The 26,808-nt window shown below is 71.9% G+C and carries 22 protein-coding genes; 15 read left to right on the forward strand and 7 right to left on the reverse strand.

Annotated elements, in window-relative coordinates:
- Positions 1–183 precede the first annotated feature (183 nt).
- The 3 genes from ACZ418_RS02590 to ACZ418_RS02600 all read left to right on the forward strand — a co-directional run bounded on the left by ACZ418_RS02590 (position 184) and on the right by ACZ418_RS02600 (position 3,232).
- Positions 184–660, forward strand: a complete 477-nt coding sequence (locus ACZ418_RS02590) for a hypothetical protein (protein ID WP_468355742.1) — start codon at positions 184–186, stop codon at positions 658–660.
- Positions 661–812: 152 nt separating this feature from the next.
- Positions 813–2,150 carry a WxL domain-containing protein gene (locus ACZ418_RS02595; protein WP_468355745.1) on the forward strand — a complete coding sequence of 446 codons (1,338 nt, stop codon included), beginning with the start codon at positions 813–815 and terminating at the stop codon, positions 2,148–2,150.
- Between the two features lie 71 nt (positions 2,151–2,221).
- The gene (locus ACZ418_RS02600; RefSeq protein WP_468355748.1) at positions 2,222–3,232 is read left to right on the forward strand and encodes a DUF916 domain-containing protein; all 1,011 of its coding nucleotides are present in this window, start codon (positions 2,222–2,224) and stop codon (positions 3,230–3,232) included.
- Here ACZ418_RS02600 and ACZ418_RS02605 read toward each other — a convergent pair.
- Both ACZ418_RS02605 and ACZ418_RS02610 read right to left on the reverse strand, forming a co-directional pair.
- A complete protein-coding gene (locus ACZ418_RS02605) occupies positions 3,126–3,464 on the reverse strand; it encodes a P-II family nitrogen regulator (RefSeq protein ID WP_468355752.1) in 339 nt (112 codons plus the stop codon). The two genes, ACZ418_RS02600 and ACZ418_RS02605, sit on opposite strands and share 107 nt — an antisense overlap.
- Positions 3,461–4,777 carry an ammonium transporter gene (locus ACZ418_RS02610; protein WP_468355755.1) on the reverse strand — a complete coding sequence of 439 codons (1,317 nt, stop codon included), beginning with the start codon at positions 4,775–4,777 and terminating at the stop codon, positions 3,461–3,463. Before ACZ418_RS02610 ends, ACZ418_RS02605 begins: the two co-directional genes overlap by 4 nt.
- 150 nt (positions 4,778–4,927) lie before the next feature.
- Between ACZ418_RS02610 and era the strand changes: the two genes are divergently transcribed.
- Positions 4,928–5,881 carry a GTPase Era gene (gene era, locus ACZ418_RS02615; protein WP_450668251.1) on the forward strand — a complete coding sequence of 318 codons (954 nt, stop codon included), beginning with the start codon at positions 4,928–4,930 and terminating at the stop codon, positions 5,879–5,881.
- 235 nt (positions 5,882–6,116) lie between these two features.
- Here the strand turns inward: era and ACZ418_RS02620 are convergent, their stop codons facing one another.
- On the reverse strand, positions 6,117–6,971 hold the full coding sequence (locus ACZ418_RS02620) for a helix-turn-helix transcriptional regulator (RefSeq protein WP_468355758.1): 855 nt from the start codon (positions 6,969–6,971) through the stop codon (positions 6,117–6,119).
- A gap of 123 nt (positions 6,972–7,094) precedes the next feature.
- Here ACZ418_RS02620 and ACZ418_RS02625 point away from each other — a divergent pair, with 123 nt between their 5' ends.
- Positions 7,095–7,949, forward strand: a complete 855-nt coding sequence (locus ACZ418_RS02625; RefSeq protein WP_468355761.1) for an NAD-dependent epimerase/dehydratase family protein — start codon at positions 7,095–7,097, stop codon at positions 7,947–7,949.
- A 19-nt stretch (positions 7,950–7,968) separates the two neighbouring features.
- Here the strand turns inward: ACZ418_RS02625 and ACZ418_RS02630 are convergent, their stop codons facing one another.
- Together ACZ418_RS02630 and ACZ418_RS02635 are read right to left on the reverse strand one after the other, a co-directional pair.
- On the reverse strand, positions 7,969–9,249 hold the full coding sequence (locus ACZ418_RS02630; protein ID WP_468355764.1) for an MFS transporter: 1,281 nt from the start codon (positions 9,247–9,249) through the stop codon (positions 7,969–7,971).
- Positions 9,250–9,258: 9 nt separating this feature from the next.
- On the reverse strand, positions 9,259–10,572 hold the full coding sequence (locus ACZ418_RS02635; protein ID WP_468355767.1) for a GH1 family beta-glucosidase: 1,314 nt from the start codon (positions 10,570–10,572) through the stop codon (positions 9,259–9,261).
- 267 nt (positions 10,573–10,839) lie between these two features.
- Between ACZ418_RS02635 and ACZ418_RS02640 the strand changes: the two genes are divergently transcribed.
- From ACZ418_RS02640 to ACZ418_RS02655, 4 genes are all read left to right on the forward strand, one after another.
- Entirely contained in the window at positions 10,840–12,162 is a 1,323-nt protein-coding gene (locus ACZ418_RS02640) for a nucleotide sugar dehydrogenase (RefSeq protein ID WP_468355770.1), read from the forward strand.
- The gene (locus ACZ418_RS02645; RefSeq protein ID WP_468355773.1) at positions 12,159–14,003 is read left to right on the forward strand and encodes a glycosyltransferase family 2 protein; all 1,845 of its coding nucleotides are present in this window, start codon (positions 12,159–12,161) and stop codon (positions 14,001–14,003) included. Before ACZ418_RS02640 ends, ACZ418_RS02645 begins: the two co-directional genes overlap by 4 nt.
- 103 nt (positions 14,004–14,106) lie before the next feature.
- Positions 14,107–16,224 (forward strand): polysaccharide deacetylase family protein, encoded by a 2,118-nt coding sequence (locus ACZ418_RS02650; RefSeq protein WP_468355776.1) that lies wholly within the window; start codon positions 14,107–14,109, stop codon positions 16,222–16,224.
- Positions 16,221–17,060: a hypothetical protein gene (locus ACZ418_RS02655; RefSeq protein WP_468355779.1), complete on the forward strand. Its 840-nt coding sequence runs from the start codon at positions 16,221–16,223 to the stop codon at positions 17,058–17,060. Before ACZ418_RS02650 ends, ACZ418_RS02655 begins: the two co-directional genes overlap by 4 nt.
- Here ACZ418_RS02655 and ACZ418_RS02660 read toward each other — a convergent pair.
- Both ACZ418_RS02660 and ACZ418_RS02665 read right to left on the reverse strand, forming a co-directional pair.
- Complete coding sequence (locus ACZ418_RS02660; protein ID WP_468355782.1) at positions 17,057–17,323, reverse strand: protealysin inhibitor emfourin; 267 nt, start codon at positions 17,321–17,323, stop codon at positions 17,057–17,059. The two genes, ACZ418_RS02655 and ACZ418_RS02660, sit on opposite strands and share 4 nt — an antisense overlap.
- An 18-nt stretch (positions 17,324–17,341) precedes the next feature.
- Positions 17,342–18,412, reverse strand: a complete 1,071-nt coding sequence (locus tag ACZ418_RS02665; RefSeq protein WP_468355786.1) for a M4 family metallopeptidase — start codon at positions 18,410–18,412, stop codon at positions 17,342–17,344.
- Between the two features lie 347 nt (positions 18,413–18,759).
- On the opposite strand from ACZ418_RS02665, the gene leuA reads away from it, so the two are divergent.
- The 6 genes from leuA (at position 18,760) to ACZ418_RS02695 (ending at position 26,802) form a co-directional block, all read left to right on the forward strand.
- Positions 18,760–20,481, forward strand: coding sequence for a 2-isopropylmalate synthase (gene leuA / locus ACZ418_RS02670; RefSeq protein WP_468355789.1), 1,722 nt, complete (start codon positions 18,760–18,762; stop codon positions 20,479–20,481).
- Between the two features lie 184 nt (positions 20,482–20,665).
- On the forward strand, positions 20,666–21,361 hold the full coding sequence (locus ACZ418_RS02675) for a TerB family tellurite resistance protein (RefSeq protein ID WP_468355792.1): 696 nt from the start codon (positions 20,666–20,668) through the stop codon (positions 21,359–21,361).
- Between the two features lie 319 nt (positions 21,362–21,680).
- Entirely contained in the window at positions 21,681–23,750 is a 2,070-nt protein-coding gene (locus ACZ418_RS02680; RefSeq protein ID WP_468355795.1) for an MMPL family transporter, read from the forward strand.
- Positions 23,751–23,756: 6 nt separating this feature from the next.
- Positions 23,757–24,968, forward strand: coding sequence for a sensor histidine kinase (locus ACZ418_RS02685; RefSeq protein ID WP_468355798.1), 1,212 nt, complete (start codon positions 23,757–23,759; stop codon positions 24,966–24,968).
- Positions 24,965–25,630, forward strand: a complete 666-nt coding sequence (locus tag ACZ418_RS02690; RefSeq protein ID WP_453309227.1) for a response regulator — start codon at positions 24,965–24,967, stop codon at positions 25,628–25,630. Before ACZ418_RS02685 ends, ACZ418_RS02690 begins: the two co-directional genes overlap by 4 nt.
- Entirely contained in the window at positions 25,627–26,802 is a 1,176-nt protein-coding gene (locus ACZ418_RS02695; RefSeq protein WP_468355801.1) for a sialidase family protein, read from the forward strand. Before ACZ418_RS02690 ends, ACZ418_RS02695 begins: the two co-directional genes overlap by 4 nt.
- Positions 26,803–26,808: the final 6 nt, after the last annotated feature.

Raw genomic sequence — 26,808 nt, forward strand, 5'->3', positions numbered from 1 at the left:
GAACGGCAGGTCGGCCGGAATTCAACCTTGTCGCCGCCTTCCACTCGCGCATCAATGGACCCGTACCTTTCCGACGGGCCGTCAGATCCGCACCGCCGACGCAGTGTGCCGTACCGCCTGCCCAGGCCTGCCCGCCCGTCGGTGTCCCCCCACACTCCCCCCAGGGAAGGGAAGCGGATCCCCATGAGAGGCAAGCGCACGGCAACGGGTGCGGCACTGGCCGCCGGGGCCCTCGCGGTCACCGGGCCGGCCTTCGCACCCTCCGCGGCCGCCGTCACCCCACAGTCGGCGACCATCACCGCGAGCTGCGGCATCTTCGGCGGCGGCACGGCCACGCTCACCGCCACCCAGAGCGGCACCTCGGCCACCATCACCCTCACCTCCTCCGCGATCACCGCGCCGGTCGCGGTCGCGCAGGACTCCATCTCCTCCACCCTCACCATGGCCAAGGCCGGCGGCGGCTCCGTGGTGTTCAGCGGGACCAAGAACCCCGCGATGAACACCGGCGACGCCGTCAGCGTCGGCCCGCTCCCCGGCACCGTCGCCTCCGGTGACAGCCTCGACGCCTACGGCGGCTCGCTGAAGATGGTGATCTTCGGGGTCACCGTGACGTGTACGGCGAGCGGGCCGCAGTCGCCCGGCCCGTTCGTCTTCGACTGACTGAACTGAGCGATCTGTTCCGGATGCCGCAGAAACTGATGATCCGTCAGATTTCTGCGGCATCTCCATTGACTTCTCACCCCTGCTCCACATCAATGCCCCCTGTCGGCGCAGATGAGCCGCTGCGCCCGCAACCCTCAGGAGGGGGCCCCATGGGTTCGACACCCCCAAGACCACGACGATCCCGACGGTGGCGCTGGGCGTCGCTGTTCGGGGCGACCGCGCTCGCGGTCACCGCGGGCGGTGCGCTGGCCTGTCCGGCCGGTGCCGCCGGCACGAACGTGGACTTCGCCACGCACTGCATCCCGCCCGCCGTCGCGGGCATCCCGCCGATCGACGGCACCACGACCGCCAACGTGTCGGTGGACAACACCAACCCGAAGGTCGGCGACACCGTCACCGTGACCTACACCGTGGTCACCGCCGCCGCCAGCAACCCCACCGACCTGGCCCTGCCCGCCGACATCATGACCCCGACCGGGAAGGTGACCCTCGGTGGCGCCCAGACGGGGGACGTGACCGTCGCCGGGCCGAAGAAGAACCCGCCGGTGCCGGGGAAGGCCGCCTTCCCGTCCTTCTCCATGACCGGCACGTTCACCGTCACCAAGGCCGGGCAGATCACCCTCTCGCCCGGCGACTACAACATCCACACCAGCTACATCCTGGAGCTGGACACCCCGTGCACGGTCACCAATCCGCCCGCCCCCGTGTCGGGGACCGTCACGGCGACCGACGGCACCCCGGCCAACACCCGGGCCATCTCGCTGAGTTCGGCCTCCGGTGACCCCGGCGCCAGTGTCACGGTCAACGGGACGAACTTCACGCCGGGTGCCACCGTCACCCTGGCCGGGCGGTCCGGGGGCGCCCAGACCGCGGACACGGCCACCGTGACTGCGAACGCCCAGGGGTCCTTCAGCGGTTCGCTGGTCGTCAAGGACAAGACGACGACCGGGATCGTGGCCTACGAGGGCGGCTCCTGGAGCGCGGACAAGGGCGCCGGACCCGCGGCCTACGTCGTCAACGACAACACCCCCGTCCCGCCCGGCAGCCAGAAGCTGACCACGACCGTCAAGGCGGGCACGCTGTCCATGTCCCAGGCCGGGGACTCCGTCGCGCTGTCGGCGGTCGCCTTCGGCAAGGGTGGGGCCTCGACCGGCAAGCTCCAGACGGTGACCGTCCAGGACTTCCGCGGCGGGCCCGCGGGCTGGTCCCTGACCGGCAAGGTCACCGACTTCACCGGTCCCGGCGGCAAGATCGACGCGGGCAGGCTGAGCTGGAACCCGGCCTGCGCGACCAAACCAGGCAGCCCCAGCACCTGCAAGGCCGGCTCGGCGGGCACCGTGGGCTCCTCGGGAGCGACCCTGGCACAGGCCTCCGACGGCACGCTCACCGGCGGTGAGTTCACCGTCGACGCCGGACTCTCCCTGGACGTACCGGCGTTCACGCCTCCGGGCGCGTACTCCGGCGTGCTCACGCTGACGCTCACCTGAGCGTGCGGGCGTCCGCACCCGCCCGTTCCCCTGTCTTCCGCCCTGTCTCCCGTCCGTGGGGGTCCGCACCCATGCGCAAGCCGTACGTCCTCCTCCTGGGCCTGATGCTGGCATGGCAGGCCACGCCCGCCCGCGCCGCCGACAACGGCAGCTGGTCCGTCTACCCGGTCGCCTCGAAGATCGCCGCCCGGCCCTACTTCTATCTCTCCGCCGACCCCGGCCAGACCCTCACCGACAAGGTCGCCGTCCAGAACAGGACCGGCGGCCCGCTCACCTTCCGCCTGTACGCGGCCGACGCCTACAACACCGCCCGGGACGGCGGTTTCGCCGTACGCACGCCGAAGGAGCGGATGAGCGGAGTGGGCGCGTGGGCGAAGCCCGCGAAGGACCGGGTCACCGTACCCGGACACCGCACCGTCACCGTGCCCTTCACCCTCCGCGTCCCGCAGGGTGCCGAACCCGGCGACCATCCCGGTGCCGTCGTCGCCCTGGACGAGCGTGTGGACCCCGGCAGCGGATCACTGGCTCTCGGCGTACAGCGGGCCGTCGGCGCCCGGGTCTACCTCCGGGTCAGCGGGCCCACACTGCCCGCGCTCTCCGTCGGGCAGCTGCACATCAGCCACCACCAGCCCCTGATCCCGGGCATCGGCACCGGCACGGCCACCGTCTCCTACACCCTGCGCAACACCGGGAACGTCACCCTCGACCCCAAGGTGGAGCTGAAGGCACGCGGGCTGTTCGGCCGTACGCTGCTCGACCGGGAGCTGACCCGGGTGCCGTCCGAGCTGCTGCCGGGACAGCGGGTCCGGCTCACCGAGACCTGGTCCGGGGCGCCCCAGCTCGACCGGGCGGACGTGACACTGACCGCGAGCGCGCCGGGCACCCGGCAGTCGGCGAGCGCCTCCTTCCTCGCGCTGCCGTGGCTGGTCGTGGCGCTGGTCTTCGTCGCCGGCGTGGTGGTCGGGATGCTGCTGGTCAGAGCGCGTCGGGGCCGCGTTCGCCGGTCCGTACGCGAACGACCGTCTCCACGGGCACGGCCCACACCTTCCCGTCCCCGATCTTCCCCGTCTGCGCGGCCCTGACGACCGCGTCGATCACCGCGTCCGCGTCGGCGTCCTCCACGACGACCTCGATGCGCACCTTCGGCACCAGGTCGACCCGGTACTCGGCGCCGCGGTACACCTCGGTGTGGCCACGCTGCCGGCCGTAGCCGCTAGCCTCGGTCACGGTCAGACCGTGCACACCCAGTTCCTGCAGGGCGGTCTTGACCTCGTCCAGACGGTACGGCTTGACGATCGCGGTGATGAGCTTCATGCCTGGGTGTCGACCTTCTGCGTGCTGATGCCGGTGAGGACGGAGTGGGAGACCGGGGCGCCGTGGCCCAGGACCCCGTGATCGTAAGCCGTCTCGGCGTGCACCGTAAGGTCCAGGCCGGTCTGCTCCTGCTCCTCGCTCGCGCGCAGGCCCATCGCCTTGTCGAGCAGCTTGCCCAGGCCGTACGTCACCGCGAAGGCGTACGCCGCCACGACCACCACGGCCAGCGCCTGCTTGCCGAGCGGGGCGAGTCCGCCGCCGTAGAAGAGGCCCTCCGTGCCGCCGGTCATCGCCTTCTCGGCGAACAGGCCGATCAGCAGGGTGCCGATGACGCCGCCGACCAGGTGGACGCCGACGACGTCCAGGGAGTCGTCGTAGTTCAGCCTGAACTTCCAGCTGACCGCGTAGGAGCAGACGACACCGGCGGCGAGGCCGACGACCAGCGCGCCGAGCAGGGAGACCGTGCCGCAGGAGGGCGTGATGGCGACGAGACCGGCCACCGCGCCGGAGGCGGCGCCCAGGGTGGTGGGGTGGCCGTCGCGCTTCTGCTCGACGAAGAGCCAGCCGAGCAGGCCGGTGCAGCCGGCGGCCAGGGTGTTCAGGAACGCGGCCGCGGCGAGGCCGTTCGCGCCGAGCGCGCTGCCCGCGTTGAAGCCGAACCAGCCGAACCAGAGCAGGCCGGCGCCGAGGATCACCATGGGCAGGTTGTGCGGCCGCATGGCGTCCTTCTTGAAGCCCAGGCGCGGGCCGAGGACCAGGCACAGGGCGAGACCGGAGGCGCCGGAGGTGATCTCGACGGGCAGACCGCCCGCGAAGTCGAGCGCGCCGAGCCTGCCGGCGATCCAGCCGCCCGGACCCCACACCCAGTGGGTGATCGGAACGTATACGAGCAGGGTCCAGACCGGGACGAAGACCAGCCACGCCGAGAACTTCGTGCGGTCGGCGACCGCGCCGCTGATCAGGGCCGCGGTGATGATCGCGAAGGTGAGTTGGAAGGTGGCGAAGAGGAGGGTGGGGACGGTGCCGTGCACGCTGCCGGGGCCGAGGTGCGCCATCCCGGCGTGGTCGAGGCCGCCGATCAGCCCGCCGCCGAGGTCGTCCCCGAAGGCGAGGGAGTAGCCGGCCGCCAGCCAGACCACCGTGACCAGGGCGATCGACACGAAGCTCATCATCAGCATGTTGAGGACGCTCTTCGTGCGGACCATGCCGCCGTAGAACAGGGCCAGGCCCGGGGTCATCAGCAGGACCAGGGCGGTCGCGGCGAGCAGCCAGGCGGTGTCGCCGGTGTTGACGTGCGCGGCGGCGAGGGTCACGGGCGTCTCCAACGGTGTGCGGGCTCGTCAGAGGGTCACCGGTGAGCGTTTCCGGTCGCGTACAGATGTGTTTCCGTGATGTTTCGTTGCGCTGGGGTTACCGAAATCTCACGGTACGGCGGGGCTCGTGGATCAGGGACAATGAACGGCATGAGTGTTCGTACCCAGTCATCCGAGCAGTCGGCCGAGGCCGTCCACCGTGCCGGCTTCGCCTGCTTCGTGGGCCGTCCCAACGCGGGCAAGTCCACCCTCACGAACGCTCTGGTCGGGCAGAAGGTGGCGATCACCGCCAACCAGCCGCAGACGACGCGGCACACGGTGCGCGGGATCGTGCACCGGCCGGACGCCCAGCTGATCCTGGTGGACACGCCGGGACTGCACAAGCCGCGCACGCTGCTCGGCGAGCGGCTCAACGACGTCGTACGGACGACGTGGGCCGAGGTCGACGTGATCGGCTTCTGCCTGCCGGCGAACGAGAAGATCGGCCCCGGCGACCGCTTCATCGCCAAGGAACTGGCTGGGATCCGCAAGACCCCGAAGGTCGCCATCGTCACCAAGACCGACCTGGTCGACTCCAAGACCCTGGCCGAGCAGCTGATCGCGATCGACCAGCTCGGCAAGGACCTGGGCATCGAGTGGGCGGAGATCGTGCCGGTGTCGGCGGTCGGCGCCAAGCAGGTGGATCTGCTGGCGGATCTGCTGATCCCGCTGTTGCCGGAGGGCCCCGCGCTCTATCCCGAGGGTGATCTGACGGACGAGCCGGAGCAGGTCATGATCGCGGAACTCATTCGCGAGGCGGCCCTGGAGGGCGTCCGCGACGAGCTTCCCCACTCCATCGCCGTGGTCGTGGAGGAGATGCTCCCCCGCGAGGACCGCCCCGCGGACCGTCCCCTGCTGGACATCCACGCCAACGTCTACATCGAGCGCCCCAGCCAGAAGGGCATCATCATCGGCCCCAAGGGCAAGCGCCTGAAGGAGGTCGGCATCAAGTCCCGCAAGCACATCGAGGCACTCCTCGGGACGCCGGTCTTCCTCGACCTGCACGTCAAGGTTGCCAAGGACTGGCAGCGGGACCCGAAGCAGCTGCGCAGGCTGGGGTTCTGAGCCTTGCGTTCCGGGGCTGCGAGGGCTTGTGTCTGGGTGGGCGGGGATGTGGGGGTGGTTGGGCGCTCCGGCGGGTGCCTGAAGGAGGTCGGCATCTAGTCCCGCGAGCACATCGAGGCACTGCTGGGCATGCCGGCCGCGCGGCGGTAGCCGCATATCGATACAGCCTCGACCTGCACGTCAAGGTCGCCAAGGACTGGCAGCGGGACCCGAAGCAGCTGCGCAGGCTGGGGTTCTAGCCGACGGCGCCCTGTGGGGTCATGTCCTGCAGCCCCACCACCCTCAGCAACTGCAGCCGTTCGTACGACTCCGTGCCCGGGCGGGCCGTGTGGAGGACGAGGTGGTGGCGGTGGTCGTCGGTCAGGAGGACCTCGCAGTCGAGTTCCAGGAGGCCGACCACCGGGTGCCGGAAACGCTTCGTCGCGCTGCGCCGTACGGCCACCTCGTGTTCGTCCCAGAGGCGGCTGAACTCCTCGCTGGCCGCGCGGAGTTCGGCGACCAGCCTGGCCGGTTCGGGGTCGTCGGGGCGGGCGGCGGTCACCGCGCGCAGGTTCGCCACGTGCCGGCGGGCGTGGTGCGGCACGTCCTCGGGAGGGAGGAGCTCGCGTCCCGCCGGGTCCAGGAAGAAGCGGCGGACCAGGTTGCGTTCGCGGGGCGAGCGGGCCAGCGCGTCGCCTGAGAGAGCCCTGGACATCGCGTTCTGCGCCAGCACCTCCCCGCAGTCCGTCACCACGAGCGCCGGCGCGTCGTGCAGCCGGTCCAGGACCAGCAGCAGCCCGGGCCGCACATGGGTGGAGGCCGCCTCCCGGCGGGGCGGCTCCTCGCCCGACAGGTGGAAGAGGTGGTCCCGTTCGTCGTCGCTCAGGCGCAGCGCCCGGGCCAGCGCCGTGAGTATCTGGCGGGACGGCCGTGGGCCCCGGCACTGTTCCAGCCGGGTGTAGTAGTCGACCGACATGCCGGCCAGCGACGCCACCTCCTCCCGCCGCAGGCCCGGGGTACGGCGGCGGGCGCCGGGGGCGAGCCCCACGTCGGTCGGGTCCAGGCGGGCACGGCCACGGCGCAGGAAGTCGGCGAGTTCGGCTCGGTTCACCTCTTCAGGGTGGGGCAGCGCGCCGGGGTTATCCAGGGAGTGCCGGTCCCCTGATCGGGAGGTCTCTCCCGGCCGGCGCGACACCGTCCGACCGTGGTGGCACCAGGTCGAGAGGAGCAGAGGATGCTGACATTGGTGACGGGCACCACGGGACAGGTCGGCCGGCGTTTCGTGCCCAGGCTGCTGGCCCAGCGGCGGCCGGGCGAGCAGGTACGGGTCCTGGTGCGGGACGCGGCGCGCGGCGAGGCCTTCGCGGAGCTGGGCGCCCAGGTCGCCCTCGGCGATCTGCGGGACGAGGAGACGCTCGGCAAGGCGCTCGCCGGGGTGGACGCGGTCGTGAACATCGCGGCGTCCTTCCGCGGGGTGCCGGACGAGGAGGCGTGGGCCGTCAACCGGGACGCGGCCGTGGCCCTGGGCCGCGCCGCCCTGGCCTCGGGCGTGCGGCGCTTTGTTCAGGTCAGCACGGGTCTCGTGTACGGCGTCGGGCGGGGCCGCCCGCTGACCGAGGACGACGAGTCCCGGCCCGGTGGCGCGATGTGGGGCGCCTATCCCGAGTCCAAGGCGGCCGCCGAACGGGAGCTGCTCGCGCTGGAGGGCATGGAGGTGCGGGTCGGCCGGCTGCCCTTCGTCTACGGCGACGGCGACCCGCATCTCGCCCAGTCCCTGCGATGGGCCACGCACTGGGCGTCCACCCAGCGGCTGCACATGGGCCATCACGCCGATGTCGCCCAGGGGCTGCTGCGCCTGCTGTACGCACCGGCGGTCAGCGGCCCCGTCTACAACATCGCCGACGACGCCCCCGTCACGGCGGTCGAGCTGCACCAGCTCAACGGCTCCGAGGTGCCCGCCGACATGCACACCCGGACCGACCCCGACCCGTGGCTGGGGGCCATGTCCACCGAGCGGATCCGCCGGGACCTCGGCTTCCGGCCCCTCTACCCGACCGTCTGGGCCGCCCGCGACGCCGGAGTCCTCTGACCCGAGCGCCCCGCAGCACCTAGTCGACTCCCCTGATCCGCCCCACCAGCACCGCCCCCGCCAGCCCGATCACCGCCGCCACCAGGTACAGCACCCGGTAGCCGCCCAGGTAGGTCACGATCGGCGCTGCCAGCGCGGGGGCGGCCACCTGGGGCAGGGCGTTGGCCACGTTGATGACTCCCAGGTCCTTGCCCCGGTCCAGCGCCTTCGGCAGCACGTCCGTCATCAGCGCGAAGTCGACGGAGGTGAACACGCCGAAGCCGACGCCGAGGACGGCCGCCGCCACGATCGCCCCGGGCCAGGTCTGCCAGCCGGCCAGGGCCGCCGTCGCCACCGCCATCAGCACGCCCGACCAGACGACGAACGGCTTGCGCCGACCCACCCGGTCCGACCAGACACCGCCCGCCACAACGGTCGCCATCAGCGTCAGGCTGTTGACGGCCGTCAGGGTCAGCACACCCTGCTCGGGCTCGACGTAGTGCAGACGGTCCCGCAGGTAGTAGAGGAGGTACAACAGCACCAGCGAGTTGCTGAGGTTGATCAGAAACCGGGTCAGCCAGGCCCAGCCCAGGTCGGGGTGGCGGCGCGGGCTCAGCCAGAAGCCCGCGAGGAAGCCGCGCCAGGACCACGGCGGGCGGTCCTCCGGCGGCAGCCGCAGATCCGCGTAGCGCAGGACGTACGGCAGCACACCCGCCGCCGTGAACACCGCGCACGCCGCGTACCCGGCGCCGGTCCCGCCCGCCACGGTCGCAAGTCCCGTGCCGCCGACCACGCCCAGGATCTGCGCCGCCCCCAGCCAGCCGCCCACCGCGCCCCGCTGAAGCCGGGGCACCCGGTCCGGCACGGCCGCCGTCACCGCTGCGAACGCCGCGTTCAGCGTGAGCTGCACCAGGCACCAGCCCACCGCCATGGACCACACCCCGCCCGCCCGCGCGAGCAGCAGCAGGGACAGCGCGCCGCCCGCCGTCCCGGCCACGATCCACGGCGTACGGCGGCCGGGGCGGGCGGTCGTACGGTCGGACAGGGCGCCGAAGAGCGGGTTGGCGAACAGGGAGACCACCGCGCCGGCGCCGGTCACCCAGGCCAGCATGGTCTCCTTGGACATCCCGGAGCCGGGCGCGAAGTCCTTCGCCTGGGAGGCGAGCAGGATCTGCAGCGGGCCGAACCAGCCGACCCAGATCGCCCCGTTGGCCAGCGACAGGGCCGCCGTCCAGCCCCGGCCGACCGGTACGACGGGCTCGGCCAGCGCGGCCGACGCCCGGGCCGTGGCCGTCTCCGTGCCGTCATCCTGCGCGGTCATCGCGGGCCGTCATCTCTGGGCCCGGAGCATGTCCCGGAACCAGTGGTAGGAGGCCTTCGGCGTGCGCTTCAGCGACGTGTAGTCCACGTGCACGAGGCCGAAGCGGCGCTGATAGCCCTCGGCCCACTCGAAGTTGTCCATCAGGGACCACACGAAGTAACCGCGCACGTCCACGCCGGCCGTCATGGCGGTGTGCAGCGCGCGGACATGGGCGTCCAGGTAGGCGATGCGGTCCTGGTCGTCGAGGCCGTCGTAGGAGCAGCCGTTCTCGGTGATGACGATCGGCGGGAGCTTGTCGCCGTAGGTCTCGCGGAAGCCGCACAGCAGCTCGGTGAGGCCTTCGGGGACGACCGGCCAGCCGAAGTCGGTCACCGGCCGGCCCGCGATCTCCCGTACCGAGAAGGGCAGTTCGGCGGGCAGCGCCAGACCGCCGTACTCGCTGTCGGTGCCATCGGGGGCACCCACCCGGGTCGGCGCGTAGTAGTTGATCCCGTACCAGTCGACGGGCTCGGCGATGACCTTCAGGTCCTCCTGCACGTCTCCCGGCATCAACTCACCCATGCCGTCCGGGTACTGGCCGAGGATGACCGGCTCCGCGAACAGGCGGTTGAGCAGGAGGTCGTAGAAGCCGGCCGCCTCCATGTCCGCCGGCCCGTCGGAGGCGGGCCAGGTGGGGCCGTGGGAGTTGGCGATGCCGATGTCCGTCGCCCCGGCCGCGCGCAGGGCCCGTACCGCGAGACCGTGGGCGAGGAGCTGGTGGTGGGCGACCGGGAGCGCGTCGAAGAGGAGCTGCCTGCCCGGGGCGTGGGCGCCGAGGGCGTGGCCCAGGAGGGTGTGCTCGGCGGGCTCGTTGAGGGTGATCCACTTGGTGACGCGGTCGCCGAGCCGTTCGGCCACGACGGAGACGTACTCGGCGAACCGGTCCGCCGTGTCCCGCTGGAGCCAGTCCAGGGAGGCGGGCAGGTCCCAGTGGAAGAGGGTGGGCACGGGCCGTACGCCCGCCGCGCACAGCTCGTCCACCAGACGGTCGTAGAAGTCGAGGCCGCCGGGGGAGTCGACCCGGGGCCAGGAGACGGAGAAGCGGTACGCGTCCACGCCGAGGGCGGCGAGGAGGGCCACGTCCTCCTGGTGGCGGTGGTAGTGGTCGCAGGCCACCGCCGCCGTCGAACCGTCCTTCACCCGCCCCGGTTCGGCCGTGAACACGTCCCACACGGACGCCTCGCGCTCGTCCGCCGCCCCCTCGATCTGGTGGGCGGAGGTCGACACACCCCACAGGAAGCCGGCCGGGAACCGAGGTATCGGATTGCCTGCGTCAGTCGCCATGGCCGGATCATCCTCAGTCGGCGTTACCGCCGGTAAGGATTCACAACTTCTCCACATCTCATTACATGTTCATCGCAACTTATTAATGATCTCCTCATAAGTGGAATGGGTGATTGACATCAAATCCGGCTGAACCGGACGGCCGTTGCACGTATATACCGGGTAAATCGCTCAAGGTGTCACGTGTCTCGCGATTGATCGAATGGCGGCGGCGCAAGTACCTTCCCGGTCTTGTTTCATCAGTCAACTAGTCGATCAGGGGGAGCCATGGACCTTCTCTCACTGTCGCCCGTGTGTCCGGCCGTCGAGGACAGCGCACCCGTTCCGGCCGAGCACGCCGCGGCCCCCGTGGCCGTCGTGGGCCTGGGCTATGTCGGCCTGCCCACCGCGCTCGCCCTGCTGGCGGCGGGCAACGAGGTCGTCGGCATCGATGTCAGCGAGGCCCGCCTCGCCGCCATCCGCAGCGGTGACGTCGACCTGCTGCCGAGCGACCACGACCGGCTCACCGCCCACCGGGACGACCCGTGCTTCACCCTGACCGCGGACCCCGCCGCCATCCAGCGTGCGCGCACCGTGATCGTCTGCGTGCCGACCCCCGTCGACCGCCACCTCGTCCCCGACCTGAACGCCCTGTCCGCCGCCTGCGCCGCGGTGGTGGCCCACGCCGTGCCCGGCCAGCTGATCATGCTGACCTCCACCACCTACGTCGGCACCACCCGCGAACTGCTGGTCGACCCGCTCACCGCGCGCGGATTCCGGGTGGGCACCGATGTGTTCGTGGCCTTCTCGCCCGAGCGCATCGACCCGGGTAACGCCCACCACGCCCAGGACACGACGCCCCGGGTGGCCGGCGGCACCAACGACCTCACCAACCGCCTGGCCGAGGCGGTCCTGCAGCGCACCGCGCCGGCCGTGCACCTGCTGCCCTCCGCCGAGCAGGCCGAGATGACCAAGCTGTGGGAGAACACCTTCCGCGCCGTCAACATCGCGCTGGCCAACGAGTTCGCCGAGGACTGCCGGGTCCTCGGCCTGGAGCCCATGCCGATCATCGAGGCGGCCGCCACCAAGCCGTACGGCTTCATGCCCTTCTACCCCGGCCCCGGCGTCGGCGGACACTGCATCCCCTGCGATCCGCACTACCTGCTCTGGCAGTTGCGCGCCCGCCGGGTCTCCTCGCCGCTCGTCGACACCGCCATGACCGCGATAGCCGGCCGCCCGCGCCGGGTCGTGCAGCGCGCCCGTGACCTGCTCGCCGAGCACGGCAGGTCCGTCTCCGGCGCCCGCGTCCTGGTCGTCGGGGTCGCCTACAAGCCCGGCGTCGCCGACCTGCGCGAGTCCCCGGCCCTGGAGATCCTTCAGGAGCTGGCGGCCGACGGCGCCAAGGTGGAGTTCTTCGACCCGCTGGTGACCTCGCTGCGCCTCGGCGCCGCCGTGCACACCAGCGTCCCGGAACCGGCCGGCCAGGAGTGGGACCTCGTGCTGGTGCACACCCTGCACCCCGGCGTCGGCCTCGACTGGCTCGCCGAGCAGCCGCTGGTGCTGGACGCCACTTACCGGCTCGACTCCGTCACCGCCAAGGCGGTCGTGTGAGCAACGGAGCACACCGCTCGCCGGGCGGCGAGTGGCGGTACGAAGACACGGCCGACATGCCCCGCGAACAGCACGGCTGGGCCGGGGACGACGCCATCGCGTACGTCGACGAGGCCTTCGGCGGCTGGAACGGCGCCACCGCCCGGGAAACGACGCCGTACGGTCCCGGCGGCGCCGTGCCGTACGACCCCGAGGCCGCGACGGCCTACGACCCCGCACCCGCGACGCCGTACGGCGCCCCGTCCGCACCCGCGACGCCGTTCGAAACCGCACCCGAGTTCGCGTACAGCACCGCGTCCGCCCCGGCCCGCACCCACACCGGCGCCCGCGCGACATCGGCCGGCCTGGCCGCCGTACCCGCACCGGCGGCCCGCCCGACCGCGGCCCCCGTCCCGCTGCCCCGGCTGCGCTCGGCCCGCCGCCACCAGCCCGGCTTCATACGCCGCTGGCTGGACCGGCAGGACCCGGCGATCCGGCACGCGGCCCGGCGCGTCCTGACGCTGCTGTGCCTGCTGCCGCTGCTGCTGATCCTCGCCCGGGAGGCGCCCCGGCTGGCGCAGAGCCCGCTGGTGCTCGGCTACGGCTTCACCGTGCTGGTCGGCACCATCGCCATGCTCTACATCGCCTACAGCCGCTACGACGACCCGTCCGAGCGGCAGCTCAGGCGCCGGCCCCGCGCCAAGGACCTCGCCGCCTTCCCCGCCCTGCCCTCCGTGCCCCGGGTCTCCTTCCTGCTCGCGGTGAAGGACGAGGAGGAGTGCATCGAGGCCTGTGTGCGCTCCATGGCCGGCAGTGAGTACCCGGACCTGCAGATCATCGTGGTCGACGACCTCTCCGAGGACGGCACCCGCGACGTGCTGCGCCGCCTGGAGGCCGAACTCGGCATCACTGTCATCTACTTGGAGAAGAACCTCGGCAAGAAGCACGCCCTGGTGCGGGCCTGTGAGATCGCCGACGGTGACGTCATCGCGTTCACCGACTCCGACTGCATCCTCGCCCCGGACGCCCTGGCCCGCTGTGTCCGCGCCCTGGTGACCCACCCCGAGCTGGGCGCGGTCAGCGGTCACGCCCGCGCGCTGAACGCGGCCGACACCTTCTTCACCAAGGCCCAGGACGTCTGGTACGAGGGCCAGTTCCGGGTCGCCAAGGCCGCCGAGGCCACCTTCGGCTCGGTGACCTGCGTCTCCGGTCCACTGGCCGTGTTCCGCCGGGACGCCATCTACAACTACCTGCCCGCCTGGGCCGGCGACCGCTTCCTCGGCGCGCCCTTCCGCTTCGCCACCGACCGCCAGCTCACCGGCTATGTGCTGGGCCAGCGCTGGCGCGGCAAGGCCCTCAAGCGGCGCCACGCCGACTCCCCGTTCGTCACCGCCCAGGACTACCCCGAGCGGGCCTGGCGGATCGGGTACGTGCAGTCGGCGAAGGTGTGGACGAACGTGCCGGCGCGCTTCAAGCCGTTCATGAAGCAGCAGATCCGCTGGAAGAAGAGCTTCATCCGGAACCTGTTCTTCACCGGCTCGTTCATGTGGCGCCGCGGCTTCGGTCCGGCCGCCCTCTACTACGGGCACGCCCTGTGGGTGGTCGCGGCGCCGGTCATGGCGTTCCGCCACCTGCTGTGGGCCCCGCTGCACGGCGCGGCCTTCCTCACCCTGCTGTACATATGCGGGGTGATTCTCAAGGGCTGCGTCTGGGGACTCGCCTTCAAGATCGACAACCCGAGTGACGGCCGCTGGCGGTACCGCCCGCTGATGAGCCTGCTGTCCGCGCTGATCCTGGCCTGGCTGCTGCCGTACTCCTTCGCCACCATCCGGCGCGGGGTGTGGGCGCGGGGGGCGAACTGATGAAGCGACCGCCCCTCGTGCTGCGGCTCCTCGCCGCAGCGCTGACCTCCGCCGTGGTGTGCGGCGTGTACCTGATCGTGCTGACGAGAGGAAGCATCCTGCCGTGACCAGCGACGAGTTCTTCGCGGCGCCGGCCACGACACGCCGCAAGCAGCGCCGCGGCCCGGGACACTACGCCGCCCGCGCGGGCCTCGTGCTGCTCGCCCTGGCGGTGCTCGCCCTGCCGTTCTACGCCGCGACCCAGTACTACCTGTACCAGAAGTACGTCAGCACCCAGGTGGACACCGCCTCGGCGCAGCTGACCGCCGCCGACACCGGCGGCTGGAACGCGCAGATCAAGAGTCTGCCCGCGACCTCGGCACCGGTCGTGCTGGCCTACCACGACATCGGCTACAACAAGAGCGACTACGTCGTCTCCCCGAAGGCCTTCGAGGCCCAGATGGCGGCCCTGGAGCAGGCCGGGTACCGCAGCCTGACCACCGACGAGTTCGTCGACTACCTCAAGGGCAGCCCGGCACCGCCGCGTTCGGTGTACATCACCTTCGACGACGGCCCCGACGGCCTGTGGAAGTACGGCGACCGGATCCTTGCCCGCCACCACATGCACGGCACCGTCTTCCTCATCACCGGACGGGTCGACCAGCGGCCGTACTACCTGTCCTGGAGGGAGATCCGGCGCATGGCCGACTCCGGCCGCTGGGACTTCCAGGACCACACCCACGACCTGCACCGGCGGGGTGCCGTGGACGCCGCCGGGCACACCGCCTCCATGCTGGCCAACCGGCTGTGGCTGAACGCGGAGAACCGGCTGGAGACCCGTCAGGAGTACGAGAGCCGGGTCGTCGCCGACATCGAGCGGTCCTTCGCGGACTTCGCCGGCCACGGGCTGCCCAGGCCGAAGGTGTTCGCCTTCCCGTTCTCGGAAGCGACCGAGAAGGTCAACCTCCCCATGCCGGGACTGACGCTGCAGCAGCTGATGAACCGCTACTTCGCGGCGACGCTGACCAACGACTCGCCCCGGCCCCTCACGGCCAGCCGACGTGCCGCCTCGGCGCGCGTGGTGCAGCGACTGGAAGTGGTCAACTCCAGTAGGCTGGACGGCCTGATGTCCGACATCGCCCACTGGACACAGGTGGCCCCCGCCGACAGCGCCCCGCTGTCGCACCCGGCGCAGTGGAAGCGCGACGACAGCACCGGCCAGACCGGTATCGGCGCCTTCACCGGCGACGCGCCCCGGCCCTCCGGCAGCGCACACTACGTGGCCGCGAACTACCGGGACATGAGCAGCGCCGACTGGACCGGCTACCAGGTCGACGCCACGGTCTCCGGCCTCGGCGACGGCACCAACCAGGGCGGCGTCCAGGTCCGCCACGGCAGCCTGGAACCGGTGGATGTCAGCGTGAGCCAGGGCTCCCTCGTGCTCTCCGTGAACGGCAAGCACGTAGGCGAGGCCAGGCTCGCCCCGTCCACCTCCCACCGCCTGCGCGTGACGGTCAAGGGCCAGACGACCACCGTCCAGGTCGACGGCACGGTCACCCTGCACCACACCTCCCGCCTCGCCGCGGCCGACATCACCGGCGGCATCGGCATCCGGGTCGGCATCAACCGGGCGGGTGCCGCCTGGCCGAAGTTCACCGCCCTGTCCGTCAAGCAGCTCGCCGGCGCCATCGGCGGTTCCGGCGGCACGCAGCAGAGCGTCGCCGGGGCCGACCTGATGAACCCCGCCGCCCAGTGGCTCAGCGCCCCCGGCGTCAAGGCGCCGTTCCACATCTCCCGCACCGCGATCGAGCCCACCGGCCGCACCCTCTCCGCGTACGGCGCCTACCAGCCGGAGCGGACCCAGGGCTGGACCGGCTACACCGTCACCGGCACCGTGCAGCGGCTGTCCGGTTCCGGGGTGAGCGGCGCGATCTGGGTGCGGGTGGGCAGCCCGCTGGCCATCAGTGTGCAGGTGGGCCGCGACCAGCTGAACGTCTACTCGGGTGACGCGGACAACCAGCGGCTCGTCGGAGCCCGACCGCTCACCGCGGCGGACTCCCACCGGCTGTCGGTGACCGTGACCGGCGCCTCGACGGTCATCAGCGTGGACGGCTCCACGCGCATGACCCTCATGGCCAAGTCGGAGACCGGAGGCGTGGCCTACTCCGCCTACCGGGACATGACCCGGCACTCCTGGCCCACCGTCGCCGACCTCAAGGTGACCCCACGGGTGAGCTCGTGACGGACCGTCCGGACCCCGGCCGCCCCTGGGCGACCGGCGGTCCGCGGGTCTCCCGGCGCGCCCTGCTGGGCTGCGCCCTCGCCGCCGGTGCCACGGCCGCCACGGCCGGGGCGGTCGCCGTCGTGCACGGATCCGGACGGCACGCGGTGGCCGCCTTCGCGCCGGAGTTCACCGGCGAGGGGCTGGTGACGAACGAGTACGCCTACCGGCACCCGCACGCCGCCGGCGCGCGCCGCTCGAAGGACTGGGTGGTCACCAGCGGTTCGCTGTTCGCCACGCGCGGCGCGGGCTGGACCGGGGTGCCGGACACCGGCTTCACCGGCCCCGACTCCGCCGAGGTCACCGACTCCGCCGTCTTCCGCCTGGTCACGAGGCGCCGGGATTTCGACGCGGTGACGGTGACCACCCGGGTGCGGCTGAGGCCGCCCGTCACCACGCCCCGCACCCCCGCGCAGGACTGGGACGGCGGCCACCTCTGGCTGCGCTACCACAGCCCGCAGGAGCTGTACGCGCTCAGCTTCCGGCGCCGCGACGGCACCGTGGTGATCAAGCGCAAGGTCCCCGCCGCCGATGCCTCGGCCGTCGAGGGCGGCGACTACGCGACCCTGGCCGAGGCCCGGCACGCCTTCCGCTACGACAGCTGGCACCAGGTCACCGCGTCGGCCGTGAACCATCTCGGCGGGGTCCGGCTGGAGCTGGCGATCGACGGCACGACCGTGCTGAGGGCCGACGACCGCACCCCCGGCAGCCTGTGGAGACCGGGCGGGGTGGGCATCCGGGCGGACAACTCGGAGCTGTTCTTCCGCGGCTTCCGCGCGACCGGAGACGTGTCCTAGGCGCCCTCCTTCAGCACCCGGGACACCAACTCCCGCTGATCCTCGGTCAGTCGGGGATCGGCCGCGTAGACCGTGCGGCCGTCCACGGTGATCTCGTACCGGAAGCCGTCGGGGACGCCGGCCGGCGGGGTGCCCCGGCCGGACGCGAGGACGCGTTCGGCCAGGGCGTGCCACGCGGGGGCGTCGGGCCGGCCCGAGGTGTCCACCTCGGCCCGGCGCTCGATGCCCGCGAACCCGCCCGTGCGCCTCACCTGAATCCGCATGGGCTCAGTGTCGCAGCACTACAGCGTCCGCACCCCGACCTGTTCCCACGCCTTCTGCACGGCCTGTAGCTCGTCCCCGGTGCCGTACCGCTCCCGCGCCGCCTTCACCGTCAGCGTGGCGAAGTCGGTGAAGTGCGCGTCGCTCCTCAGCTCGCCGCCGGTGAGCACGTCGTACCAGATCTGCCCGGCCCGCTCCCAGGCGTTGCCGCCGATGGCCGTGGCGACCAGGTAGAAGGCGTGGTTGGGGATGCCCGAGTTGATGTGCACGCCGCCGTTGTCGCGGCCGGTGCGGACATAGTGGTCCATGGTCGCCGGCTGCGGGTCCTTGCCCAGGTTCGGGTCGTCGTACGCCGTGCCCGGGGCCTTCATCGAGCGCAGCGCGGTGCCGTGGACGTGCGGGGCGAGCAGGCCCGCGCCGATCAGCCAGTCGGCCTCGGCGGCGGTCTGGCCGAGGGTGTACTGCTTGATCAGCGAGCCGAAGACGTCCGAGACCGACTCGTTGAGCGCGCCGGACTGGCCGAAGTACTCCAGGTTCGCGGTGTGCTGGGTGACGCCGTGGGTCAGCTCGTGGCCGATGACGTCGACCGGGATGGTGAAGTCGAGGAAGATCTCGCCGTCGCCGTCGCCGAACACCATCTGCTCGCCGTTCCAGAAGGCGTTGTCGTAGTTCTGGTCGTAGTGGACGGTGGCGTCCAGCGGCAGCCCGTTGTCGTCGATGGAGTGCCGGCCGTAGGCCTTCAGATACAGCTCGAAGGTGGCGCCGAGGCCCGCGTAGGCGCGGTTGACGGTGGCGTCCGAGACCGGGTCGGAACCCTCCGCGCGGACCTGTGTGCCGGGCAGGTCCTGGGTGTGGTGGGCGTCGTAGATCGTGCGGTGCGGCTGGTCGGCGGCGGTGCCCTCGGGCGCGGCGACGGAGGGCGCACCGATGACCGTGGTCAGGCGGCGCTTGGTGCGCTGGTAGGCGTCGTGCTCCAGGGACCGGCGGGCCGGACCGGAGAGCGCGGTGTCCTCGGCTTGCGCGAGCTTGTCGAGGACGTGCGGCGGCACGATCGTGCAGAAGACGGGCTCGAAGCCCCCGTTGGTCGTCATGCCCGGCACCATCGCACTCCGTGACACTCATGTCACTAGTGGCCACCATGATTGGTGAAAAACCCGGACAGGGAGCACCACACTCCGTGACAATGTGGTACGGCGCACTTTTTATCCCTTTTGCGACCGCGGTCCCGCATACTGAAACGCGTCCCCGCGTCCGGGGCGGCTCGGATAGGCTGCGACGCATCATGCGTTTCGGGCTGCTTCTTCTTAGCTGCCGCGGCGAGGGCCTGTAGTCACAAGGCCGACTCCCTCCCCGCGGAGCTCTGGCGTTGCGTCGTCGGCCGTCCACCCGGACATCCGGATCCTGCGAACATCCGGACACCCTGAGGAGCCCACGCATCATGGCCAACCGCCAGCAGCCCAGTTCCATGCCGATCCACAAGTACGGCCGCTATGAACAGGTGGACATCCCGGACCGCACCTGGCCGGAGCAGCGCATCACCGCCGCCCCCCGCTGGCTCTCCACCGACCTGCGCGACGGCAACCAGGCCCTGATCGACCCCATGTCGCCCGAGCGCAAGCGCCGGATGTTCGACCAGCTGGTGAAGATGGGCTACAAGGAGATCGAGGTCGGCTTCCCCGCCTCCGGCCAGACCGACTTCGACTTCGTGCGCTCGATCATCGAGGAAGAGGGCGCGATCCCGGACGACGTCACGATCTCCGTGCTGACCCAGGCCCGCGAGGACCTGATCGAGCGGACCGTGGAGTCCCTGAAGGGCGCCAAGCGGGCCACCGTCCACCTGTACAACGCGACGGCTCCCGTGTTCCGCCGGGTGGTCTTCCGCGGCTCCAAGGACGACATCAAGCAGATCGCGGTGGACGGCACCCGTCTCGTCATGGAGTACGCCGAGAAGCTGCTGGGCCCGGAGACCGAGTTCGGCTACCAGTACAGCCCCGAGATCTTCACCGACACCGAGCTGGACTTCGCGCTGGAGGTCTGCGAGGCGGTCATGGACGTCTGGCAGCCCGGCCCCGGCCGCGAGATCATCCTCAACCTGCCCGCCACGGTGGAGCGTTCGACGCCGTCCACGCACGCGGACCGCTTCGAGTGGATGCACCGCAACCTCTCCCGCCGCGAGTACGTCTGCCTGTCCGTCCACCCGCACAACGACCGCGGTACGGCCGTGGCGGCGGCCGAGCTGGCCCTGATGGCCGGCGCCGACCGCGTCGAGGGCTGCCTGTTCGGGCAGGGCGAGCGCACCGGCAACGTCGACCTGGTCACCCTGGGCATGAACCTGTTCTCCCAGGGCGTCGACCCGCAGATCGACTTCTCCGACATCGACGAGATCCGTCGTACGTGGGAGTACTGCAACCAGATGGAGGTCCACCCGCGCCACCCGTACGTGGGCGACCTGGTCTACACGTCCTTCTCCGGCTCCCACCAGGACGCCATCAAGAAGGGCTTCGACGCCATGGAGGCCGAGGCGAAGGCCAAGGGCGTCACCGTCGACGACATCGAGTGGGCGGTGCCGTACCTGCCGATCGACCCCAAGGACGTCGGCCGCTCCTACGAGGCCGTCATCCGGGTCAACTCCCAGTCCGGCAAGGGCGGTATCTCCTACGTCCTGAAGAACGACCACAAGCTGGACCTGCCGCGCCGGATGCAGATCGAGTTCTCCAAGCTCATCCAGGCCAAGACGGACGCCGAGGGCGGCGAGATCACGGCGAAGGAGATCTGGGCGGTCTTCCAGGACGAGTACCTGCCGAACCCGGACAACCCCTGGGGCCGCATCCAGGTCCGGACGGGCCAGTCGACGACGGACACCGACGGGATCGACACCCTGACGGTCGAGGCGACGGTGGACGGCGAGGACACGGTCCTGACCGGTACCGGCAACGGTCCGATCTCGGCCTTCTTCGACGCCCTGCAGTCCATCGGCATCGACGTACGCCTGCTGGACTACCAGGAGCACACGATGAGCGAGGGCGCCTCCGCGCAGGCCGCCTCCTACATCGAATGCGCGATCGACGGCAAGGTCCTGTGGGGGATCGGCATCGACGCGAACACGACGCGTGCGTCGCTGAAGGCGGTCGTCTCGGCCGTCAACCGCGCCGCCCGCTGACCGCGCTGACCGGGAGTTTCGGGGCCCCGACCGCTGTATACGGCGGCCGGGGCCCCGGCTGTTATCGGCCATAGGGCCGGTGAGGTCACAGAAAGGTCTCTTACGGGGTACTGACTCAGCCTTGATGATGTGGCTAACATCACGCCAGCGCGGCGATGTTGCCGCGTCGTTACGGAGGTGCGACGTGCTGCCAGTACGGGGACAAGACGGCCGTGCCACCAGGGCTGCGCACATCCTGCGCGTCCGCACCGCGTGGACACCGGTGGGAGACGGCGAGTTCTACTGCCCCGGCTGCGGAGGCGACCGCAACTACCAACGGCTCACCGGCCGCCGCCGGCTCACCCTGCTGGGCATGCCCCTGCTGCCGCGCGGCACCGCGGGCCCGGTCGTGGAGTGCGCCGCCTGCCGCCACCACTACGGCACCGACGTCCTCGACCATCCCACCACCCGCCGTTTCTCCGCGATGCTCCGCGACGCCGTGCACACCGTCGCCCTCGCCGTGCTCGCCGCGGGCGGCACCTCCTCCCGTACGGCCCTGGAGACGGCCGCCGGTGCCGTGCGCGCGGCCGGCTTCGACGGCTGCACCGAGGAACAGCTGGCCGCCCTGGTCGACGCGCTCGCCGCCGACACCGGCCGGGTCCTCGGCGCCGAGTGCGGCACCAGCCTGACCATAGAGCTCCACGAGGCCCTGGACCCGCTCGCCCCGCACCTCGCCCCCGCCGGCCGCGAGTCCCTCCTCCTCCAGGCCGCCCGCATCGCCCTCGCCGACGGCCCCTACACCCCCGCCGAACGCGACGCCCTCACCACGGTCGGCGCGGCCCTGACCATCCCCGCGGACGACGTGACCCGCCTACTGGCAGCGGCACGCACGCCGTCCTGACGTCGGCGGGGTGGGAATCACCCGCGGGGCGTGGGAAAGCCACCGGATCTGAGGAAGGCCCGCGGGACCGCGCCGCGCGGGCGCGTAGGGCCGGTGGGCGTGGGGTGCCTGGGGCCGGTGGTCGTGGGGCGTAAGGCACGGGGCCGGGGTGTGGGCGTTGGGTGTGTGCGGGCGGTTACTCCCCGGGGAGTAACCGGGCCGTACGGTCACCCCGCGCAGTACCGCCGAACTCGCTCCCGCGCCCGACGATCGTGGCCTCCTTCGCCGGGAGTCTGGAAGCCGTATCCAGACATCCACTGCGAAGGGGAGGCCCGATTCCATGGGGGCCGTCAAGACACAGAGGGGCAGGGCGCTGCCCTGGCTGATGGTCGGGTTGTGGGCGGTGCTGCTGGCCGTCGTCGGGCCGTTCGCCGCCAAGCTGGGCGACGTCCAGCACAACCGGGCCACCGACTATCTGCCGGCGTCCGCCGACTCCACCCAGGTCGCCAAGCTGGAGGACCGGCTGCCCGGCGGCGAGACCACCCAGCTGGTCCTCGTCTACCACCGGGCGACCGGTCTCACCGCCGTCGACCGGACCACGGCCGACGGACAGGTCGCCGAGATCGGCCGGCGGCACCGGCTGACCGGGGACACCCCGCGCGGCATCCCGTCCGCCGACGGCACCACCCTCATGTACCCCGTCACCAGCAACGAGCCCGGCACGGACGAGAAGAAGCGGAACACCTTCGTCGACGACGTTCGTCAAGTCGCCCACGGACAGGGCGGATTGAGCGTGCAGGTGGGTGGTCCGGCCGCGCTCGCCACCGACGCCTCCGGCGTCTACGCCTCGCTCGGCGGGCCCCTGCTCTACACCACGGTCGCCGTCGTCGCGATCCTGCTCATCCTGATCTACCGCAGCCCCCTGCTGTGGCTGGTCCCGCTCGTCGTCGCCGGTCTCTCCGACTTCCTCGCCCGCGCCGCCGCCTACGCTCTCAACCAGGCCTTCGGCACCACAGTCTCCGGCCAGAGCGCCGGCATCATGACCATCCTCGTCTTCGGCGCCGGCACCGACTACGCCCTGCTCCTCGTCTCCCGCCACCGCGAGGAGCTACGGCGCCACGAGCGCCCGTACGACGCGATGCGCGCCGCCCTGCGCGGCTGCGGTCCCGCCGTCCTCGCCTCCTCCGGCACGGTCGCCGCCGGCCTGCTCTGCCTGCTCGCCGCCGACCTCAACTCCAGCCGGGGCATGGGCCCGCTCGGCACGGTCGGCGTACTGTGCGCGCTCGCCGCGATGCTGACCCTGCTGCCGGCCGTCCTGGTGCTGCTGGGCCGCCGTGTCTTCTGGCCGCTCGTCCCGGCGTACGGCAGCGAGCCCAAGGTCCGCCGCTCCCTGTTCGCGGCGATGGGCTCCTCGGCCGGGCGCCGCCCGCTGACCGTCCTCGCCTCCGGCGCCGTCCTGCTCGGCGCGCTCGCCCTGGGCACCCTGAACCTGCCCGGCGCGATCAAGCAGTTGGACACCTTCGTGGACCGGCCCGAGTCCGTGACCGCCATGGAAACCCTGGCCAAGGCGTACCCCGAGCGGTCCGCGCAGCCCATCGAGGTCATCACCCCGGCGGTCCGCGCCGACGCCACCCTCGCCGCGGTCAAGGGCACCGAGGGAGTGGCCGACGCCCGCGAGGTCCGTACCGGCGGCGGCTGGACCGAGATCACCGTGACCGCGTCCGCCCCGCCCCAGTCCGCCGCCGAGACCGCCACCATCGAGGCGCTCCGGCACCGGCTGCCCGGCTCCCACGTCGGCGGGCCCAGCGCCCAGCAACTCGACCTGAAGGACACCAACGCCCGCGACCGCCTGGTGGTCGTCCCGATCGTGCTTCTGTCCGTGCTGCTGATCCTGGTCGTCCTGCTGCGCTCCCTGGTCGCCCCGCTGCTGCTGGTCGCCGCAGTGGTCGCCGTGTGGGGCGCCGCCCTCGGCCTCGGCGGGCTCGTCTTCGGGCCCCTGTTCGGCTTCCCCGGCACCGACCCCGGCCTCGGCCTGCTGTCCTTCGTCTTCCTCGTCGCCCTCGGCGTCGACTACGGCATCTTCCTGATGCACCGGATGCGGGAGGAATCGGTCAAGGGCGCCGAACCGGCGGCAGCCGCGCTCACCGCCCTGCGCACCACCGGCGGGGTCATCGCCTCCGCCGGGCTCGTGCTCGCGGCCACCTTCGCGGTGCTGACCAACATGGGCCTGGTGCCGCTGGTCGAGCTGGGCTTCGTCATCGCCGTCGGCGTCCTGCTGGACACCTTCCTCGTCCGCACCTACCTGGTGACCAGCGCGAGCGTGGCGCTCGGGCGCAGGGTGTGGTGGCCGGGCCGGCTGTCCCGCCCGGCGCCGGACGCCGACCGCACACCGGAGCCGGTGAGCGCGTAGCGGAAGATGAACACCGTGCAGGCAACCGTCACGAACCCCGTGCAGGCAACCGTAGCCGCCTCCCGGCCCGGCCGGACCCTCGCGGCCCTGGATCCCCTGCGGCAGGACGCCCTCCTGGCCGCCGCGCTCGCCGCGCTTGCCTCCGGCATCGCCGTCACCGTCGGCAGCGGCCGGCACCCGGACGCGCTCGGCTGGGCCCTGCTGCTCGGCCTGCACGTGCCGCTGGCCTGGCGCCGGCGGGCCCCGCTCACCGTGCTCGCGGTCATGATCACGCTGATCGCGACCTACCACCAGCTGGACTACAACCACTCGGCGCCCACCGCCGCCTCGATGGTCGTCCTCTACACGGTGGCGGTGACCCACGGCCCCCGGCGCACGGCCTTCATCGGCGCCGCCGTCGTCACGCTGATGCTGCTCCTGAAGATCCGCCACGGCATGGCCGGGGTCCAGGTCAGCTTCCAGATCACCGGCTGGATCATCTCCATGCTCGTCCTCGGCGGCTACATCCGCGTCCACCGGGAGAACGCCGCCGCGGCCGTGGAACGCGCCGAGCGCGCCGAACGCACCCGCGAGGAGGAGGCCCGTCGCCGGGTCGCCGAGGAACGTCTGCGCGTCGCCCGCGACCTGCACGACCTGCTCGCCCACACCATCACCCTCATCGGTGTGCAGACCTCGGTCGCCGCGCACGTCCTGGAGGCCGACCCCGAGCGCCTGGACCGCACGGCCGTCGCGAAGGCCCTCGACGACATCGCCGAGACCTGCCGCACGGCCCGCGGCGAACTCCGTACGACCCTGGAGGTGCTGCGCGACCCCGGCGCCCCGGACGCCCGCGGCCCGCTGCCCGGCCTCGACGGCCTCGCCGAACTGGCGAAGTCGGCGGGCGCCCGGGTGGAGCTGGCCGTGCGCGCCGACGGGGTGCCGCCCGCCGTCGGCGCCGCCGCCTACCGGATCGTGCAGGAGGCGCTCACCAACGCGGTACGGCACGGCGGCCGGGCCGACCTGACCGTGCGGGTGGGCGTGTACGAGGCGGAGGGCGGCCTGCGCGTCCAGGTCACCGACGACGGGGTGGGCGGCGCCGGTGCCGGTCCGCCCGGGTTCGGGCTGGTCGGTATGCGGGAGCGGGCCCGCAGCGTCGGCGGCACGGTCGACGCCGGACCGCGCGCCGACGGCCGGGGCTTCGAGGTGAGCGCCGTACTGCCGCTGGAGGCCGAGAGATGATCCGGGTACTGCTCGCCGACGACCAGACCCTGGTGCGGGCCGCGTTCGCGATGCTCGTGGAGTCGGCGCCGGACATGGAGGTCGTCGGGCAGGCCGGCACCGGGCGCGAGGCCGTCGACCTGGCCCGGGCCGAGCGCGCCGACGTCGTCCTGATGGACATCCGCATGCCCGGCCTGGACGGCATCGAGGCGACCCGGCTGATCGCCGCCGACGAGGACCTCGCCGGGGTCAGGGTCCTGGTGCTCACCACCTACGACACCGATGAGCACGTGGTGGAGGCGCTGCGCGCCGGTGCCTCCGGATTCCTGGTGAAGGACACCCGTCCGGCCGACCTCCTCGACGCGATCCGCACGGTCGCGGCGGGCGAGGCACTGCTCTCGCCGGGGCCCACGGCACGGCTGATCGAGCGGTTCCTGCGCAGCCCCTCGGCGCCCGTGACCGGCGGCCCCGAGTGCCTCTCGGACCGGGAGCGGGAGGTGCTGACCCTGGTCGCGCGCGGCCTCAACAACGCCGAGATCGCCGAGGCGTTGGGCCTGAGCCCGCTCACCGCCAAGACCCATGTCAGCCGGATCATGGGCAAGCTCGGCGCCCGGGACCGGGCCCAGCTGGTGATCGTCGGCTACGAGTCAGGGCTGGTGATTCCGGGGAGCATGGGTGGGTGACACCGAAGAGCCGTACCCTGCTCACCGCCCTGGCGCTCCTCACCTCGCTCACCGTCCGTCCGCCCGCCCACGCCGCATCGGCGCAGGCGATGCCCGGCTGCATCTCCTCGGTGCCGTACGTCTCCGGCCGGGGCGGCTACGCCGACTACCGCATCCCCGCGGTCGTGAAGACGAGGTACGGCACCCTGTTGGCCTTCGCCGAGGGGCGGCGCGACGGCGTCGGCGACACCGGTGACATCGATGTCGTACTGCGCCGCTCCACCGACGGCGGCTGCACCTGGGGCCCGCTGACGGTCGTGGCCGCCGGACACGGGGACACCCGGGGCAATCCGGCACCGGTCGTGGACCCGCACACCGGTGCCGTCGTCCTGGTGACCTGCGCCAACAGCGGGAAGATGACGGAGGAACAGATCCGGCGCGGGGAGGGGGAACGCCGGGTGTTCGTGCAGCACAGCTGGGACGACGGCCGGCACTTCACACCTCCGGCGGACATCACGGCCCAGGTGAAGCGGCCCGGCTGGCGCTGGTACGCCACCGGTCCCGGCCACGCCGTCGCCCTCACCCGGGGTCCGCATGCCGGCCGCCTGCTGGTTCCCGCCAACCACACCATCGCCCCGCCCGCCACGTCCTTCGGCCCCGGCTCCCGGTACGACGGCGGGCACGCGCTCTACAGCGACGACGGCGGCCGCACCTGGCGGCTCGGCTTCGTGACCGCACCCCACGGCGGCGTGACCAACGTCAACGAGACGACTGCCACCCAACTCCCCGACGGGCGCCTCTACTTCAACGCCCGCGACCAGTACGGCAGCACGCCCGGCAACCGCCTCGACACCTACTCCGGCGACGGCGGCACCACCCTCGACCGCCCCTATGCCGCCCAGCCCACCCTGAACGACGTCCCGGTCGTCCAGGGCAGCGTCCTCCAACTCCGGGGGCACGACGCCCCGCTCCTGTTCTCCGCCCCCTCCGTACCGACAGCCCGCCGAGCCCTGGCGATCTGGTCGAGCGCGGACGCCGGCCGCACCTTCACCAGGATCCTCACCCTCACGGACCGCCCGGCCGCCTACTCCGACCTGGTCCAGCTCGCCCACGACACGATCGGCGTCCTGTACGAGACGGGCACCACCCACAGCTACGACACCCTGGAGTTCCGCAGGCTGACGTTGACCTGAGCCGGA

The organism is Streptomyces sp. NPDC030820 (assembly GCF_055572075.1).